Below are 16933 nucleotides of genomic sequence, written 5' to 3'. Positions count from 1 at the left end.
AGCATTTTTTCTCCCCAGTTACTATGATTTTTTACGCATAAATCCTTATAAAGCTCTTAATTTCTTGCAAAGTTGACTATGAAACCAATCAAGCTAGATAATCAACAAGGCCGTCTTTTTAAATCCCGCTTTAGCGATGAGCTTAATCCACATCATCCTCTTATCCAGCTATCCAAATTGATTGAATGGAAGCAGCTGGAAGAAGAGTTTGATAAGCTGTTTGTAGAAAGCCAGCCCGCTAGGCCTGTAAAGCTAGTTGTAGGGCTCTTTATCTTGCAACATATGTATGGCTTTTTGATGAAAAAGTGGTGTATCGATGGGTAGAAAATCCTTATGGGCAATACTTTTGCGGGTATGAATTTTGGCATCATGCGTTGTCTATCCATCCTACTTCTTTAATTAAATGGGGGTCTAGGTTAGGAGAAGCTGGACTTAGCAAGGTTTTACAAGGGACAATTACAGCAGCTGTCTTGACCGGCGCCGTAAAAAAACCTTAAAAAGGTCATTGCCGATACAATAGTGATGCCTAAAGCTATCGCTTTTTTTCCTTATTATTGATAAAGCTGCGACAAGGTTAGCTTTTACTTGAATAAGTCTTCCACTGCTTGCAACACAGCCTTTGTATAACCTTTATAGTTATAAATAAGATCGTCGACGGTGATTTCATAGGGAAAATCTGGGGTAACACCAAGATTTTCAAGCGGTCGATCGCCTGTGCGATAGAATATAGAGCCGGTGTAAGAAAAGCTAGCAATGCCAAAAAGGTTAGGATATTCGTGCTCTAAAACAAATCCTCCGGCGCCTGCTGTCGGCGAGCCAAAAACCTTCGCGCGCTGGTTATCTTGTAAAATAGCTGGAAAAAGATCAGCGCATGAAAAATCTAAAGAATTTACTAGAATTAGGATAGGTTTATTGTAATGAGTATGCGGATTAGATGAAACAGAAGTAATTCCATAATAGTGGAGAGGCTGAGTAAATGTTCGTCCTGCGTTCCATTCATCAATAATGGTCTGAAAAAAAGCGGTAATCCCCTCAGTATTGTCACGAGAAATCAGAAAATTCGGAATATTATCGATCAAATCATTAAGTATATTGTGATGGTTATTTACCATCTTCAAAGCTTTAGCGACATCTTGCTGAGTAATGGTAAGCCGTTCCAGAGGTAATTCAAGAGAATATTCACTGAGTAGAGAGAGCAAAGAGAGCAGATAGGCTAATGATCCTCCCGGATTGTTAAGTTGATCGATAACCAATGCATCTGTCTCGTTTTGAAAGTGCTGGATGATTGTCTCTAACTCCTTATATTCATTTTCACTAGCAGCATAGGTAGGGATACGTAGGTAGCCAATCTTTTTATGATTAGTTGTTTGAAAAATATAAGAATAGTAATGTAAAGAAGTAGCTCTCCATAGCACCTCCCCTAATTCTGGGACGAAACTTTGATAGCGCCCCAGTGCTATATAATCGCTTTCGCTATTACCTTCTTCCAACAAACCCCAATTTTCTTTTTTAAATTTATTAATAGATTTTTTGGCTACTTCCATTTGCCTATGTAAGGGAGTGATCATCTCTTTATCAAAAAAACCCAGACCTTTTTTCATAGAACATATCTCTCCGAAGCATGTAGAGTAAAAGCTAGCTGAAGGAGAATGATTTGTAATGTGTTCAGGCACGTATAGCCATTCAGGTGTATAAGTGTTTATTTGATTCGCATGATGATGTCTAATAGTAATAGGCACGCTTCCCTGCTCCACTTCGTAGCCCATGCTGGCTAAGCGCAATGTTAGATATTGCTCAGCCAAACGCTGATCGGTCGCGGTTAAAGCTTTTCCAAAAGATTTCAAGCTAAATTTCTTAAAGTATTCATCAATTGGCATATTTCCAAATGCTAATACTTCATCGCCTATCTGCATATTCGCAAGCATGTCTGCAAGGCTTGAATCCATTTTTGCATAACTTTGAGAATTTTTTGGTAGCCAAGCAACAAAATATCTTCCCTCTGCTCCTTCTAGCCGGAAGGGCAAAAAAGACATTTCTGTGGCATAAAAGTCTATTTTTACATGGTAATCTTGCATGGAGTTAAAAAAATTCAGCAAGATCTTTTGATAATCATGAAGGGATAAGCTACTTCTTCTCAACACTTCATTCTTAGCTGCTTGTGCTTCTATCTCTAAATCCCAGCCTATATAGTTTTTTTTCCATTCAGCCGGTGCATATTTTGAGGCTAATATACTTTTTATAAGGTCAATATTTCCTAGCATTTTAGCGCGGTAAGCCTCGGACGCTAAGAGAGTAGACCCTAGATAAAAAAATAAAAAGCTATATAAAGCCGCAAGGAAGATTTTGTTAATCATTAATCGCATTATCTAAATTCAAAAATTATTTATTCTAAAAGATTAGCAGTATTAGGTAAAAGTCCATCCACCCTAAGAGAGACAACTTCATTAACAACATCGATAAAGCCGGCAAACTCTTTTGTATAATCCTCTGCAGTCCAAAGGCAAGTCAGATCAGGCTTAACTCCTACATTTTCAAGAGGCTGCTCATTGTAGTGATACACAAGTGATTGTGTGAAAACTAAATCAGCTATTCCAAAGCGATTGGAATACTTTCTACGTATGATAGAACCTCCCGCTCCAGCCGTTTGCTCACCTAATATTATTGCCCGCTCATTGCCTTGTAACAGAGCAGGTAGAAACTCTGCACAAGACATACTTAAAGAATTAGTTAAAACGAATAAAGGCTTAGTGTACTGCGTAGTGGGATGAGGATAGATGGTTTTTATTCCATTCACAGGATATAAATCGGTGAAATATTTACCCTGCTTGAATTGATCTTGAATATATTTGGCATATTTAAAAAGATAGCAAGCTAGTTGCCTATCGACAGTATAGCCATGGATATGTGTCCCTAACACCTGTGTAGCGTCGTGATCGTTAACAATATCTTTTAACGAAGAAGCATCCTGTACAGCATAGTATACATTTTCTTGAGTAATAGAGAAGTGTTCTTTTAAATTGGTCAGCGGCTTAGAAGTTAACATAGAGGCTAGGGCATACATGTAAAAAGTAAAGCCACCAGGATTATTCATGACATCCACGATTAGGGCGTCTGTGCAACTTTCCATCTTAGTAATAATTTGCTGGAACTGCCCTACTTGGTATGCATTTCCTTGAAAATCAGGAATACGTAGGTATCCAATGTTTTTATTGTTCTTTAAAGAGTAGATATAAGCGTCAAAAATGGGCGAATCGGCTTTCCATAGTACAGGCCCCAACGCAGGGAAAAAATTTATCTTAGCGCCTAATAGCTCGGCTTTATCAGCTAAACAAGGAGAATGGTCGGCCAAACTAGCATAAAAAGGCAGAATGTGCTCTTGATGAAAAAAGGGAGGTTTATCCTCATCCTCTCTGTCTAAATTAAGAGGCATGCTTAAAGAATAATTATTTTTGATCTCTTCAGGCGTATACTCCCAGTTTACTACAAAAGAGTGAACTTGTTGGCTATCAGGTTTTCTAGAAACTATTTCTATTGGACCTTGAGGAACATCTTGCAATCTAACAGCTTTACGTAAGGTAAGCTGCCATTCGCTAAGATGTTGATAAGTTTTGTTGCGGCTAGCTCCAAAGGCTGATAACCTAATCTCTTCCACTACTTCCTTGACTGGCCTTCCGTCAAAAGATAAAATCTCATCTCCTACCTGGAGATTTATTTGCTCTTTTTTAGCCCACAAATTATCTACCCATACAACAAAATAATGGTCCTGTACCCCTTGCACACAAAACGGCAGAAAGGCATATTCTGTAGCATAAAATTCAGCACGTGTATGTAAATCTTGTACGGAATTAAATAAGTCACGAATAATTTGATGATAATGCTTGTTAGATAAGGAGGGGGAAGAAAGGATTTTTTCTTTGGCTTTTTCAACCTCCTGATCTAAATTCCAGTTTAGACATTTCTTTTTCCATTCAAAAGGGGCATAACTGATTTCAAACTCATGCTTAATAGCCTCCAGATTGGCAATCATTTGCGACTGGCGGTGGCAACAATCTTGCGCCGTTATTAAATAAATAGGTGCAATTAAAAAAGCTAAAACATTGATAATTTTAACCATATAAAACCTCTCTACTGTGCATGAAATACTATAGGCCTCCCTTCATTTGCCGGTAAACAATAAAAAATTTATGCAAGGGAATTCCATAGATATTTTAGAAGCAAAGAGCGTCTCTTAAGGTTTGCTGGGTAGCAAACCTTAAGGTTTAGGCAAGCTTTTAAACAGTAGGAGTAGTTAAAATCTTTTTATCTACTATTTTTCTGTTTAAATTTATAAGTTCTTCTTCATGAATAATTAAATGATCCTCATCTGCTGTAACCGTACAACGGCAGCCCTTCTCAGGATGCATTAAAAGCTTTTCGGCTAAAGGATCTTCTAAATACTGCTCAATGGTGCGCCTCAAAGGCCGAGCCCCCATTTCCGGCTGAAAGCCTTTGTCGACCAAGAAATTTTTAGCTTTTTCATCAAGAGTGATGTAAACTTCACGTTTTTGTAAGCGATTTTGCATTTTTTTGATTTCAATCTCAATAACCTGCATTAAAGCTTCACGATTAAGCGGACGGAAAATAATCATGTCATTTAAGCGATTAAGAAATTCTGGCTTAAATTGTTTTTTAACAGCTCCTTCAATCTTATCCTTAATGCGCTCGTAGTCTAAAGATCCTTCCTCGGCACCAAAGCCTACTTCTGTGGTTTTCCTAATCAGATCAGCACCTAAATTAGAGGTCAAGATGATAATAGTATTACGAAAATCTATTTTACGGCCAAATGAATCAGTTAAACGACCTTCTTCTAGGATTTGTAATAATAAATCCATTACATCGGGATGAGCCTTTTCAATCTCATCAAAGAGTACAACCGAATAAGGACGCTGGCGGACCTGTTCTGTTAGCTGCCCGCCTTCTTCATGGCCTACATAGCCTGGTGGAGAGCCTGTCATACGGCTGACAGCAAATTTCTCCATATACTCTGACATGTCAACTTGAATAAGCGCATCTTCGCCTCCAAACATGTTGATAGCAAGCAAGCGAGCTAAGAGAGTTTTTCCTACTCCTGTTGGCCCTAAAAAGAGAAAAGCCCCTATTGGACGATTAGGATCTTTAATATCTGCACGACTTCGACGTATAGCCCTGCAAACAGTTTTAAGAGCCTCATCTTGACCGATGATGCTACCTTTAAGATGCTCTTCCATCTTAAGAACTTTCTGAGTTTCTCCTTCAGTAAGGCGACTAATAGGAATCCCAGTTTGCTTTGCTACCACCTGAGCGACATCTTCGTCTTCAACAATTACCTCATGCTCTTCTTTATTCACTTCCCATTGATTACGCAGCTGCTGGAGCTGTTCCCTCAATGTTTTTTCCTTATCACGTAACTTTGCAGCTTTTTCATATTCTTGCTTAGCGATCGCTTCTTCTTTAGCTAATCGTGTTTCCTCGATTTCTGCTTCAAATTTGCTTATATCTTGGGGCTGATTCATCATGGAAATACGCATTTTGGCTCCCGCTTCATCTAATAAATCAATCGCCTTATCTGGCAAAAATCGCCCATGAAGGTAACGATCTGAAAGAACAGCAGCAGCAGTCAGCGCTTGAGGAGTATAAATACATTTGTGGTGATCTTCATATTTATTTTTTAAGCCACTTAAGATTTCTATTGTATCTTCTACTGAAGGAGGCGCTACCACAATTTTTTGAAAACGACGCTCTAAAGCAGCATCTTTTTCAATATGCTTGCGATATTCATCGATAGTAGTTGCCCCTATGCACTGAATTTCTCCACGAGAAAGAGCAGGCTTTAAAATATTAGAAGCATCAATAGCTCCTTCGGCAGCTCCCGCGCCTACAATCGTGTGGAGTTCATCAATAAATAAAAGAACATTTCCATTCTTTTTAATTTCGTCCATGACCGCTTTAATACGCTCTTCAAATTGCCCGCGATATTTTGTACCTGCAATCATCAAGGCTAGATCAAGAGCAATTAAACGCTTCTTTCTTAGATTATCAGGAACTTCGCCTTTAACAATGGCTTGGGCAAGTCCTTCTACGATAGCAGTCTTTCCTACACCAGCTTCCCCGACCAGCACAGGGTTATTCTTGCGACGACGACAAAGGATCAAAATAAGTCTTTCAACCTCGGGCTTACGACCAATCACAGGATCCATCTTATTTTCTCGGCACATTTCCGTGAGGTCATGGCCATAAGCTTTAAGGGCAGGCATCTTTTCCAGCCCTCCACCCATGCCTGAATTGCCTTTGTCATAAGGCTTACCTGAAGATCCCATCTGACCACTAATCTCCCCAGCACGGGAAGAAGGAGATCCTGCTCCAATAGGAGGCAATTGGAGATTGAAAGTTTCTAATTCTTTTAATACTTCTTTACGAACTTCCTTAAGATTTACATTTAAATTTTCTAGTACTTGCGCCGCCACGCCATCCGTTTGGCGCAATAACCCTAATAGTAAATGCTCAGTTCCTACATAATTATGGTTAAGATTTGCCGCTTCTTCATTAGCATGTTCAAATACTTTTTTAACCTTTCCCGTTAAAGCTGGGTCCCCATACACTTGAATTTCAGGTCCGTACCCCACGAGTTTTTCTACTTCATTCCGCACTGTCTCAAAATCAATATTAAGGTTGCGCAATACATTGACTGCCACTCCTTGACCCAACTTGAGCAACCCTAGTAAGACATGTTCAGTGCCCAAATAATTGTGATTTAAGCGCTGTGCTTCTTTTTTGGCAAGCTTAATGACTTGCTTTGCACGATTTGTAAATTTGTCAAACATAACAATCTCGTAGTTAAATGGCGTATATTTTAACTGTAGCCTCAGGCTCTATTTTTTGCAACCTAGGTTACCTGTTCTGAAAAAAGAGAAAAGGCTAAAGAGTTAACTGCCTGTCCTAATTTTATATTGTTTAAGCATAAGTAAATTTAACATTATTTTAAGGTAATAAACACTATTTTTAATCTTTTAATTTTTCCTTAAAATACTTGGGATCCCCCTATAACTTAATCAAGCTATCTCCAACGTTCACCTAAAAGTAAGACTTTAAAGGGCTTTTAAATGACTTTAAAGCTTTTCTCCTATTGTTACAAAGAGCCTATAAAGTAAACCATGTTTTTCTCTAAAAGCTCCTATATATAGGCTAAGTATATAAGCTAAATCTATTTTTAGGGATTCTATCCATAAGAATAACACTTGATATAAAAAACTTAAAGCCACCTTTTATTTAAGCAAAAGCATCTAAAAATGAAGAACTTACACTACTATTACAAGGAGGTAAGAGCTTTCAAAGCCCTAGATGCGATTCTACAGGCATCTGTAAAGACGAAAATGCTAACAAATAGCTATTTTCTATTTCCTGCACTTCCTCATTTGCATGGGCTCCTTATCGTCAAAAATTAAGCAGTTCTGTACCCATGACCGCTTACATTAATGGAGAAGATTTAAGAAAAAAATTTTCATTAATAAAGAATTTAACAACAGCCTTATGGGGGGAAATAGCTAAGAATTATAAAAATAATAAACTTATAAAAAAACTCTTCTAGCCTTTTTCTTTTTAAGGTTTTTAGTATAAAAATAGCCCATGAAACCTATTTGAAAGCAAGGGGTTATAAAACCCATCATTAGCTTGCAGATTTTTTTTCTTTTTTGGTTCCTAGCCTTTTTGATTTTCTCTTCTTAAAATTATGCTCTTAATGATTTTCTCAAAATTTAATTTTTTAAGTCTGCCCGAGAGATCTTGTGTTTCCAACCGTGACCAATCGATAGGAGTTGCATTTTCCATCCAGCGGAATAAATTTTTTTGAAAGGTTTTCAATCATTTAGAATGTCGCTGAAACAGCATGGCAAGCTCAGCAACAGCCCTAGCGGAAAATCCTCCTAATTGCGTAGCGGCATACCAGATACCATAAAAGTCTTTGTAAGCTTTTGAGGGGGCATTACGCTTGGGAAATGTAAGGCCTTTATGAAGCATCCATGCTCCCGGGGACACAACCAAGCCTCTCTCCCCCGAATAGGTTACAAAGTTTAAAGTCATTTGCAAACTTAACGACAAATAGCTCAATGGCTGTGCAATGACTCCAGCTATTAGGACGTTTTTGTTTTTATCTCCACGAGTTACTGAATCCGTAAGAAACTCGATTTCCACTTCAAAGCCGTTAATTTCTTTAATATAGGCTTCTGTAGCTGGGTGATCATAATCTTTAAAAATGGGGGTAAATCCGGATTCTTTTAAGCAGTAGGCAATATTTTTGTTCATAACACTAGGAACTTTTCGTGGGATTAGAGAATCAAGATCATGGGTGCCTACAGGTGCGATTCCTACTTCTTGATTCGCTAGGTTCGGAATTTTTTTCTTCTAGCCTATTTTTATAGTGTTTTGCTCCTTTTAAATTTTTCGCCTTAATTTTAATGAGCCCCCTTTTATGATTCAGGGATACGCTTGAAATTGATGTTCATAGTCCCTTAGGCCAACAAACATCATTTATCTTTCTAATTTTTGTTATCCCCCTTTTCAAGTATGCTTTATTATTCCTCTAAACTTCATGGATTTGCTAAGGATTGCTATTACCAAACTTTTGGATGATTCTTCATGTGAAAATTCTCTTACGACTCTTATGCGTCTCTTAATCTTCTGATTCTCTCTCTCTGTCTTATAGGAGAGGTTTGTTATTTTTACAGGATGACTGCAACTAATAAGTTCTTAGCAAAACCAAGAAGCACTTGATCAAAACGGACAAATATTTAAGGCCTTAAAAACGAAGTTACCAAAAGCTTTACCGCAGACCTGTAGCCCATAAGAGAAAGTGCGAGAGTAGGCATAAATTATTAAAAATTAAAAATTTGCTTACAATTGGTTACCTTTGAAAGAAGGAAGCTTTCATTAAAAATAAGAAGTTTGATGTGAGCATGCATTAGATTGAATGCATCAGATGTTTTACTGCATAAAACGTTAATAAATAAGGATATTATATGCTATCAGGAATCAAGCGAGAATAGGCCATCGAATAAGCTTGGGCTATACAATCATTCACTGAGACACCATTAAACGCACTTCCTAATAGTTGCAGATGAGGGGATAATTCCTGCAAATATTTTCCTATCAGCATTTTTTTTTGTTCATGCCCTACAACATATTGAGGGATAGCATTCTGGGCAAGATGAATATCTACAACATCGGGCGCTGCATGAAACTGTAAGTGATTAGAGATCGCTTTTAAAGCACTATTCAAAAAATCTGATTCTTTTCTTTGCGAAAAATCACTCATGCGGGTGCCACCTATCATTACAGTCAAACGCGTTTCTAATGAGTGTAAGCTTTGCTGGGGAAATATACAGGAGTCCCAAACCATTCCCAAAATTTCCTCTTTTTCTTTAGAAGGTATTAAATATCCAAATCCTTTGGAGGTTAATAATTTTTGCTTATAACCTAAGCCTACCACTGCAATCGAAGCATTAGCAATTGAGCTTAATAGATTAGCCAAAGGAAGATGATGTGGGCGTATAAGAGCGGCCAAGGAAGCGGGTGGCAAAGTCGAATAAACCTGGTCTGCCCATAAAGTTTTACCTTGGGCAAGCCCTAATTCTATTCCCTTTTTTTGAAAATTCAAGTCAGTTACTTCTTGCTCATGCAAAATAGATTCATGCAGGTTTTGCGCTAGCGCATTCGAGAGAGTTTGCATGCCCTCTTTAAAAGAGAATAAGCTTTCTTGACACATTTTTTTAATATAAAGAGAAGAAGGAGATTGCCTATTTGTGAAAAAGTGTAGGAAAGCTCCTCTTGTAAGAGAGCCATGTTGTCGTTCCCACTGAAATAAGTCAGGAAAGCAAGACTTTATCGACAGTTCATGAATATTTCCTCCATAGATGCCGGAGGTAAGAGGATCTAAAAAATTTTCTGCTGCGTCGCTGCCTAGGCGCCTTGTGAAAAAGGCATGAATAGTTTCATCCTCATTTTCTCCTGGTGGAATTTGCCATTCTTTAAATAGATTAAAGGCTACCTGCCTTGTTAAAGGAGAAAATAGCAAAGAAAATAGATGAGAGGGAATTTTTTGCAAATGCTTGTCTAGATACAAAAAACGCTGTCGAGCTGCTTGATCGGCCACGATTACCTGCTTTTGCAAGCCAAGCTCTTCAATAAGACGAAGGGTTGCTTTTCCGCTGCCACGCCTGCGACAACTACGAGGCCCTCTTTCAAAGAGAAAGCCCTCCTTTTTATAGGAATTAATCCATCCTCCTAAGCGATTACTTCTTTCTAGCAAAGTCAAAGAAGCAGCAGAGCCGTGGCGCTTCCTTAGATACCAAAGAAGGGCAAGTCCTGAAATGCCTCCTCCTATTACAACAATTCTTTTCATAGAGATTGCACTGTTTCTACCAAAAATCTAACAGAATCATAGGGAGTATCAGGCTTAACACCATGGCCTAAATTAAAAATGAAGGCACGATCACCATGCATAGCATCGATTAATTGCCGCGCCTCCTGCTCTATTTTTGCATGAGGAGCATACAGAATATCCGGATCTAAATTTCCTTGTAGGGCGATATGAAAAGGCACATATTTACGCATATGCGCTAAATTACAGCTCCAATCTAAGCCGATACCCTGAGGAGAGGCTTCTGCTAGCTTAGGGGCAAAGACGGATGAACCGCGACAATAAAGAATTGCAGGGACAGAATATTGCTGTAAAAGCTTTACCAATTTCTTCATATATTCATAGGAAAATTCTTGAAATTGTCCCCAGCTTAAATGATTGGCCCAGGAATCAAAAATTTGAAAAGCATGCACGCCTGCCTGCACCTGCATTTCAATATATTGAAGGGTAGCTTGCAAAATTTTATCCAGTAGTCGATGAAAACTAGTTGGATGGCTAAGCATCCATTTTTTTGTTTTGAGCAGATCTCGGCTACTGCCACCTTCAATCATGTAACTTGCTAGAGTAAAGGGCGCGCCACAAAATCCGATCAGGGGAACTTTTAATTCTTTTATGAGCAGCTTAATTCCTTCCGTTACGTACGCAAGCTTTTCTGTCACAGGGCCCGCTGATAAAGCTGCAACATCCTTTTCTGTTTGCAAAGGTCTTGCTATCACAGGTCCCTTACCTTCCTCAAATGATAATCCCACTTCAAAAGCTTCAGCTACGACTAAGATATCCGAAAAGAGAATCGCCGCATCCATGCCAAAAGCTTGCAGTGGCAAGTTAGTCACCTTTACAATCAATTCAGGATGATGACACATCTCCAAAAAAGAATATTTCTGGCGGAGAGCTCGATATTCTGGCATATAGCGTCCAGCTTGGCGCATCAACCAAATGGGGGGACGTCCCTGGTTATGCCCATGCAGGGCGAGCAAAAATTTGCTGTTAATGATAGCGGGGTCAACGGTTTTCATCATGGAAGAAGCTTTTTCAAAATAGCATCCACTGTAAACCCAAACTCTTGCGCCAAAGCAGCAGCCGGAGCGGAGGCGCCAAAGCTGTGCATGCTAATTGCTATGCCGCTTAAACCGATATATTTATGCCACCCCTGCTCCACGCCAGCTTCAATGCTAACACGAATGCCAAGATCGCCACCTAAAAGACTCTCTTTGTAAGCGGGATCTTGCTCTTCATACAATTCCCAGCAAGGCATGGAGATCACGCGTACGCTCTTCCCGCTTTTTTCTAAGGCTGCCGCAACGTCAAGCGCTAGATGTAATTCGGAGCCGGTAGCTAGCAAGGTATAATCGGGTTTAGAATTTTCTTTTCTAAGGATGTAGGCGCCTCGCCCCATGCCATCTGCATAAGAAAAGCTTTTTGTCGCGGCTATTTCCGGAAGATTTTGACGAGTTAAAATGATAGCTGTAGGTCCGGGATAGCGTAAAGCTGCCGCCCATGCCATTTTCACTTCATAGGCATCTGCTGGCCGAATAACGCGTAAATAAGGAATGGCTCTCAAGGAGGCATAATGTTCAACGGGTTGATGAGTAGGGCCATCTTCTCCTAAAAAAATTGAATCATGCGTAAACTGATAAATCACATGAGCTTTTTGCAAGGCTGCCAAGCGAATAGCATTGCGCATATAATCAGAAAAAGTCAAAAAGGTACCAATAAAAGGTATGATCATATCGGTTTGGTAAAGACCATTAGCAATCGCAGCCATACCAAATTCGCGTACCCCATACTTGATATTCCGGCCTGAAAAGTCACCTGCTTTAACTAACGGATAGTTTTTTAACATGGTTAAATCTGAGCCAGATAAATCTGCAGAGCCCCCATAAAGCTGCGGCAAGAATGTAGCTAAGACGTTCAATACTTCCTGAGATGCTTTCCGTCCTGCAACAGGAGATTTAATCTCTATAGCCTTCAAGCGCTCTTCTAAATCCACAGGTAAAGAATTACAAGACATAGCTTCATAAGCCTTTAACAAATTAGGGTTTGCTTGAGCCCAAGCATTAAAAGTTGCCTGCCACTCTCTTTCTATAGCTATATGCTCTGCTATTTTTTTGCTAAAAAACTCTTTAACTTCTGAAGGAACATAAAATAAAGGCTCTTGAGGGATGCCTAGTAAATCTTTAGTTGCTTTAACCTCTTCTACTCCTAGAGGGGCACCATGAGCCTTATTGGTTCCTTCTTTGTTAGGCGAGCCTTTTCCAATAATCGTATGAGCGATGATGAGCCGAGGGCGCGTTTGCTTCTCGCTAGCCTTTAAAAACACCTGATGGATATCATCTAAATCGTTGCCGTCCATCTCGAAGACTTCCCAACCATATGCCTCGTAGCGCATTCTAGTGTTTTCAGTAAAGCACTCACTTGTGGGACCGTCTAAGCATATGTGATTAGAATCGTAGATTAAAATAAGGTTATCAAGTTGCAAATGAGCTGCTAAGCAAGATGCTTCTGCGGAAACACCTTCCATTAAATCCCCATCGCCACATAAGCAGTAAACCTTGCTATTAAGAATCTGATGGGCCTCTGTATTAAATTTAGCTCCTAGCAATTTTAAGCCCAAAGCTTGACCTACGGCATTGCCTATCCCCTGCCCTAAAGGACCTGTAGTCGTCTCTACCCCCTCGGTATCTAAGGATTCTGGATGCCCTGGGGTTTTAGAGTGAAGCTGCCTAAAGTTTTTAAGATCTTCTATGGAAAGAGGATAGCCCGCTAAATGTAAGGCAGAATAAAGAAGCATAGAACCATGCCCGGCCGAGAGAATAAAGCGATCGCGATTAGACCATTTAGGATTTTTAGGATTATAACGCAGTAAATATCCCCATAAGTAAGCCCCAATTTCTGCGCATCCCATCGGTAATCCAGGATGTCCTGAGTCTGCTTTTTGCACAGCATCTATGGAGAGCCCTCTAATAGTATGAGCGGCTTTAGCTAAAACAGCTTTAAGCTCGGGATTTAAAATTTTTGAAATATTTTGTTTATTGTTTTTTAAAGAACTATTGACTTCAACCATAGAGATGCCTATTAAAGATTGTTGGGTAATGTTCTAGACTCTAGCCACAATTTAGTAAACAGGCAAGAAAAAATATGAATCCTATCGCTGCCTATCGAAGTTTACAAGATGATTTAATGCATGATAAAGTTTTAGGGCACTTTAATCTTTCGTTGCCGGTAAGAGCTACCTTAAAAATCTGTACAACAGTGCATTGGGTTTGGTGGCTACACCGCAAGAAAAAACTGTGCACTCAGCAAACAATTGTTCCTGCCGCTTTAGGAACTTTAACGGATTTTGCTCTTAAGTTTACACCTACATTTATTGAAAACACTATCCGCGGGATAGCCAAACTTATTCTTCTTGCCACCCGCATTGATGAATGCTTTCAAAGAATTCGCGCTTTATCGAATGCTTTTATAGAATTAAATGAAGCTATTAAAGGCAATTATTCTCCTTTGATAGAGCCTCAATGGGCTAAAAATCCCGATTCTATCTTTTTCTCCATTAAGACAAGAAATCAAGCTAAATCCAGGATAAAAAACGTAGAAGCCTATTGGCGTCGCCTTTATTATTGTACTCTCAATGTATTGGCTAAAACTTTTAATTTAAGTATGCAATTATGGGACACCTATCATGCTTTTATTTATTCCCATGATGATGTTCCTGAAATGTATGTGAATGGGATAGCCTGGTTTAAAAAGCTAAGAAAAAATAAAGAGCATCTATGTGCCAAACTAGAGCAGTATCAGCCTGTCATCCAAAAGATTTTTGATTTAGTAAAGGCCGATATCACCGCTGAAGATCTTATAAAATCCACCAAAAACATAGGAGTTAAAGTCATAGATACAGTGGATAAACTAGAACAAACGGCCACTTTGGCAGGAGAAGCTATTGTTACAGCTTCAAAGAAAACAGCAAGCACCGTGATTGAAATTAAAAGTAAACTACTATGCCAAGGCTTAGTAAAACCTTCTATCCATACCCCTTTCATCCTGAATAAACGTCCGCGGCTCTTTTGGCCAGATAAGATGCTTCTAAAACAAAAGATGTAGGAAAGTGTAGCTTTTGGTTATCTATCCAAGCAACTACTAATAAAAGCCTCTCAATTATTAAGCAACTAGTGAAAACACTCATATTGGACTTTTATTTTGTAATTCTTCTAAATATAAAAGGCTATCTTCATCAACTTTTTATCAAAATTTTTATCTCTCCTAAACGATAAGAATAAGAAGTTACTAGTAATTGGCAATTAAATGCTTAAGAAAAAAAAGCAATCTATTTATCCCTAGTTAAAATTTACAATCTCACATTAACTTTCACCTTTTTTATTTGTTTAAAATCACAGGATGAAATATAAAAACAAAGCTAACCCTACTTTCAATTATAAAGTAAGGCACTTTCCTTATTTAACAAATGATTAATAAAAGGTTTTATTATGATTAATTTAGACTCTAAAGATCATGTAGATGCAGATTTCAGTATGATAGTTTCAGAAGCTGATTTCAAAGCTTTAGTTAATAGAGTAGATACGCAAGAAAAAAAGCTTTGTAAATATAAAACACAAGTAAGAGAATGTAACAAAAAGATTGATGACCTTCGTGCTACCCTTATAGTAAGAGATGAACAACTCCTGAAAGCAAATCAACGACTCATGAAAATGCATGAAAAAAAAGAGATACTTAAAAACAATGTTAAGATTTTGGCGGCTGAAAATGATCAATTGAAAGATAAAGATAGGGAAGCGCAAGCAACAATTACAAGAATTGAAGCAGAAAAAGATAAAGCGTTAAGTAGAAATAGAGAATTAGAAGAAAGTATTGCCTTATTAACAACACGAGAAGAAAGCCTGGCTAGAGAAAATCTCAGCCTTAGAATAGATAAAGATAGCCTAGAAGCAGACAAAGCTAAACTTGAAAAAGAAAGAGAAAGTCTTTTAGAAGACAGAGATGCCTTAAGAGCGGCTAAAGCAAAACTTAAAGAAAAACGCTGTTATCTTTTAAATGATAATGCTCTTTTAACCCATACTAATCATCAGCTTAAAGAAGAAAACGAGCGTCATCTAAACGATAAAAACAATTTAGCTACAGCTAATCATCAACTTAAAGAAGAAAATGAGCGTCATCTAAACGATAAAGACAGCTTAGCAGCAACCAATCATCAACTTAAAGAAGAAAATGAGCGTTATCTAAATGATAAAGACAGCTTAGCTGCCACTAATCATCAGCTTAAAGAAGAAAATGATAACCTTCTAAATGAAAGAAACGATTTAGCTGCCACTAATCATCAACTTAAAGAAGAAAATGAGCGTCATCTAAACGATAAAAACGATTTAGCTGCCACTAATCATCAGCTTAAAGAAGAAAATGATAACCTTCTAAATGATAGAAACAACCTAGCAACAACCGGTCATCAACTTAGAGAAGAAAATGAGCGTCATCTAAACGATAAAAACAATTTAGCTGCAGCTAATCATCAACTTAAAGAAGAAAATGATAACCTTCTAAATGATAGAAACAATTTAGCTGCCAATACTCATCAGCTTAAAGAAGAAAAAGAAGCTCTCCAAAATGATAGAAACAATTTAGCCGCAGCTAATCATCAACTTAGAGAAGAAAATGATAACCTTCTAAAGGATATAAATGAGCTATTAGTTGACATCCATCGAATTAGCGAAGAAAAAGAAATTATCCAGAACAATAGAAATAACCTGTTGGTAGCTAATATTGAAAGTGAAAATGAAAAAGAAGCTTTAGTGAATAGTAAAATTAGAGTGGCGGCAGAAAAGAAGGTACTGGCAAGAGAAAATAAGCGTCTTTTAGCTCATCAGGTTAAGTTGGAAGCAGACACTCATCATTTGGAGAAAGAGAGAGCAACTCTACAAACTGACAAAAATATATTAGATATAAAATTACAAGTATTAGATTGGCAATTACAAAAGCAAACTGATAAGGAGCAAGAAGTATTAAAACTGATGAAAGAAGGGGGTCTACCGCTTCAGCCAACTACCACCTTATCTGTTGCCGTCAAGCATCTGTTAGGTGCGAATAAGGAGTTATCATTAATTGCTGAAAAAACAACGTTGGCGCAATATAAGATTAAAGAAATAGGAGATAAACTTGCTACCCTTAACATGGTAAAAGCCGATTATACAGCGGAAGAAGTTCTTGAAAAGCTAAATAGTCTTTTTGAAGATTACCAAGCCTTTATTAAATACCAATCTGCTTTATGTAAAGAATTAGGTCTACCAAGCAATGCTAGCTTAAAAACAGTATTAGAAAAAATGCAGGAAAAAAAGATGTGTAAGAAAAGCGGTATAAGCGCACATTTTAGTAGATTAGCTAGATCTACTCTTTGTCTTTTTTCTTTAGGATTTGCAAATATTGTATAAATGCTAGTAAGAAAGTAATATTTTTATCACGAATTAAGAAGCTAAGTTTATTTGTAAACTTTCTTACCTA

Annotated in this window: 11 protein-coding genes; 4 read left to right on the top strand and 7 right to left on the bottom strand. The window is 38.0% G+C overall.

Annotation, left to right across the window (positions count from 1 at the left end):
- The first annotated feature begins 78 nt into the window (after positions 1-78).
- Together NEOC84_RS04690 and NEOC84_RS04685 are read left to right on the top strand one after the other, a co-directional pair.
- A complete protein-coding gene (locus NEOC84_RS04690) occupies positions 79-324 on the top strand; it encodes a hypothetical protein (protein ID WP_166155929.1) in 246 nt (81 codons plus the stop codon).
- Positions 306-497, top strand: a complete 192-nt coding sequence (locus tag NEOC84_RS04685) for a hypothetical protein (RefSeq protein WP_347566645.1) — start codon at positions 306-308, stop codon at positions 495-497. Before NEOC84_RS04690 ends, NEOC84_RS04685 begins: the two co-directional genes overlap by 19 nt.
- A gap of 84 nt (positions 498-581) precedes the next feature.
- Here NEOC84_RS04685 and NEOC84_RS04680 read toward each other — a convergent pair whose 3' ends face one another.
- The 7 genes from NEOC84_RS04680 to tkt all read right to left on the bottom strand — a co-directional run bounded on the left by NEOC84_RS04680 (position 582) and on the right by tkt (position 13442).
- Entirely contained in the window at positions 582-2354 is a 1773-nt protein-coding gene (locus NEOC84_RS04680; protein ID WP_166155926.1) for a protease-like activity factor CPAF, read from the bottom strand.
- Between the two features lie 29 nt (positions 2355-2383).
- On the bottom strand, positions 2384-4114 hold the full coding sequence (locus NEOC84_RS04675; RefSeq protein WP_166155923.1) for a protease-like activity factor CPAF: 1731 nt from the start codon (positions 4112-4114) through the stop codon (positions 2384-2386).
- Positions 4115-4271: 157 nt separating this feature from the next.
- Positions 4272-6839, bottom strand: coding sequence for an ATP-dependent Clp protease ATP-binding subunit (locus tag NEOC84_RS04670; RefSeq protein WP_166155920.1), 2568 nt, complete (start codon positions 6837-6839; stop codon positions 4272-4274).
- 1036 nt (positions 6840-7875) lie between these two features.
- On the bottom strand, positions 7876-8316 hold the full coding sequence (locus tag NEOC84_RS04665) for a hypothetical protein (RefSeq protein ID WP_166155917.1): 441 nt from the start codon (positions 8314-8316) through the stop codon (positions 7876-7878).
- A 709-nt stretch (positions 8317-9025) separates the two neighbouring features.
- On the bottom strand, positions 9026-10411 hold the full coding sequence (gene hemG, locus NEOC84_RS04660) for a protoporphyrinogen oxidase (RefSeq protein WP_166155914.1): 1386 nt from the start codon (positions 10409-10411) through the stop codon (positions 9026-9028).
- The gene (hemE, locus tag NEOC84_RS04655; protein WP_242678196.1) at positions 10408-11448 is read right to left on the bottom strand and encodes a uroporphyrinogen decarboxylase; all 1041 of its coding nucleotides are present in this window, start codon (positions 11446-11448) and stop codon (positions 10408-10410) included. Before hemE ends, hemG begins: the two co-directional genes overlap by 4 nt.
- On the bottom strand, positions 11445-13442 hold the full coding sequence (tkt, locus tag NEOC84_RS04650) for a transketolase (protein ID WP_347566648.1): 1998 nt from the start codon (positions 13440-13442) through the stop codon (positions 11445-11447). The genes hemE and tkt overlap by 4 nt, the downstream gene beginning before the upstream one ends.
- Positions 13443-13567: 125 nt before the next feature.
- On the opposite strand from tkt, the gene NEOC84_RS04645 reads away from it, so the two are divergent.
- Together NEOC84_RS04645 and NEOC84_RS04640 are read left to right on the top strand one after the other, a co-directional pair.
- A complete protein-coding gene (locus NEOC84_RS04645) occupies positions 13568-14527 on the top strand; it encodes a hypothetical protein (protein ID WP_166155908.1) in 960 nt (319 codons plus the stop codon).
- 383 nt (positions 14528-14910) lie between these two features.
- The gene (locus tag NEOC84_RS04640) at positions 14911-16863 is read left to right on the top strand and encodes a hypothetical protein (protein ID WP_166155905.1); all 1953 of its coding nucleotides are present in this window, start codon (positions 14911-14913) and stop codon (positions 16861-16863) included.
- Positions 16864-16933 lie beyond the last annotated feature (70 nt).

This window comes from Neochlamydia sp. AcF84 (assembly GCF_011087585.1).
Taxonomy (GTDB): domain Bacteria; phylum Chlamydiota; class Chlamydiia; order Chlamydiales; family Parachlamydiaceae; genus Neochlamydia.
The sequence above is the reverse complement of the archived record's forward strand: the minus strand, read 5'-3'. Positions and strand labels throughout refer to the sequence as shown.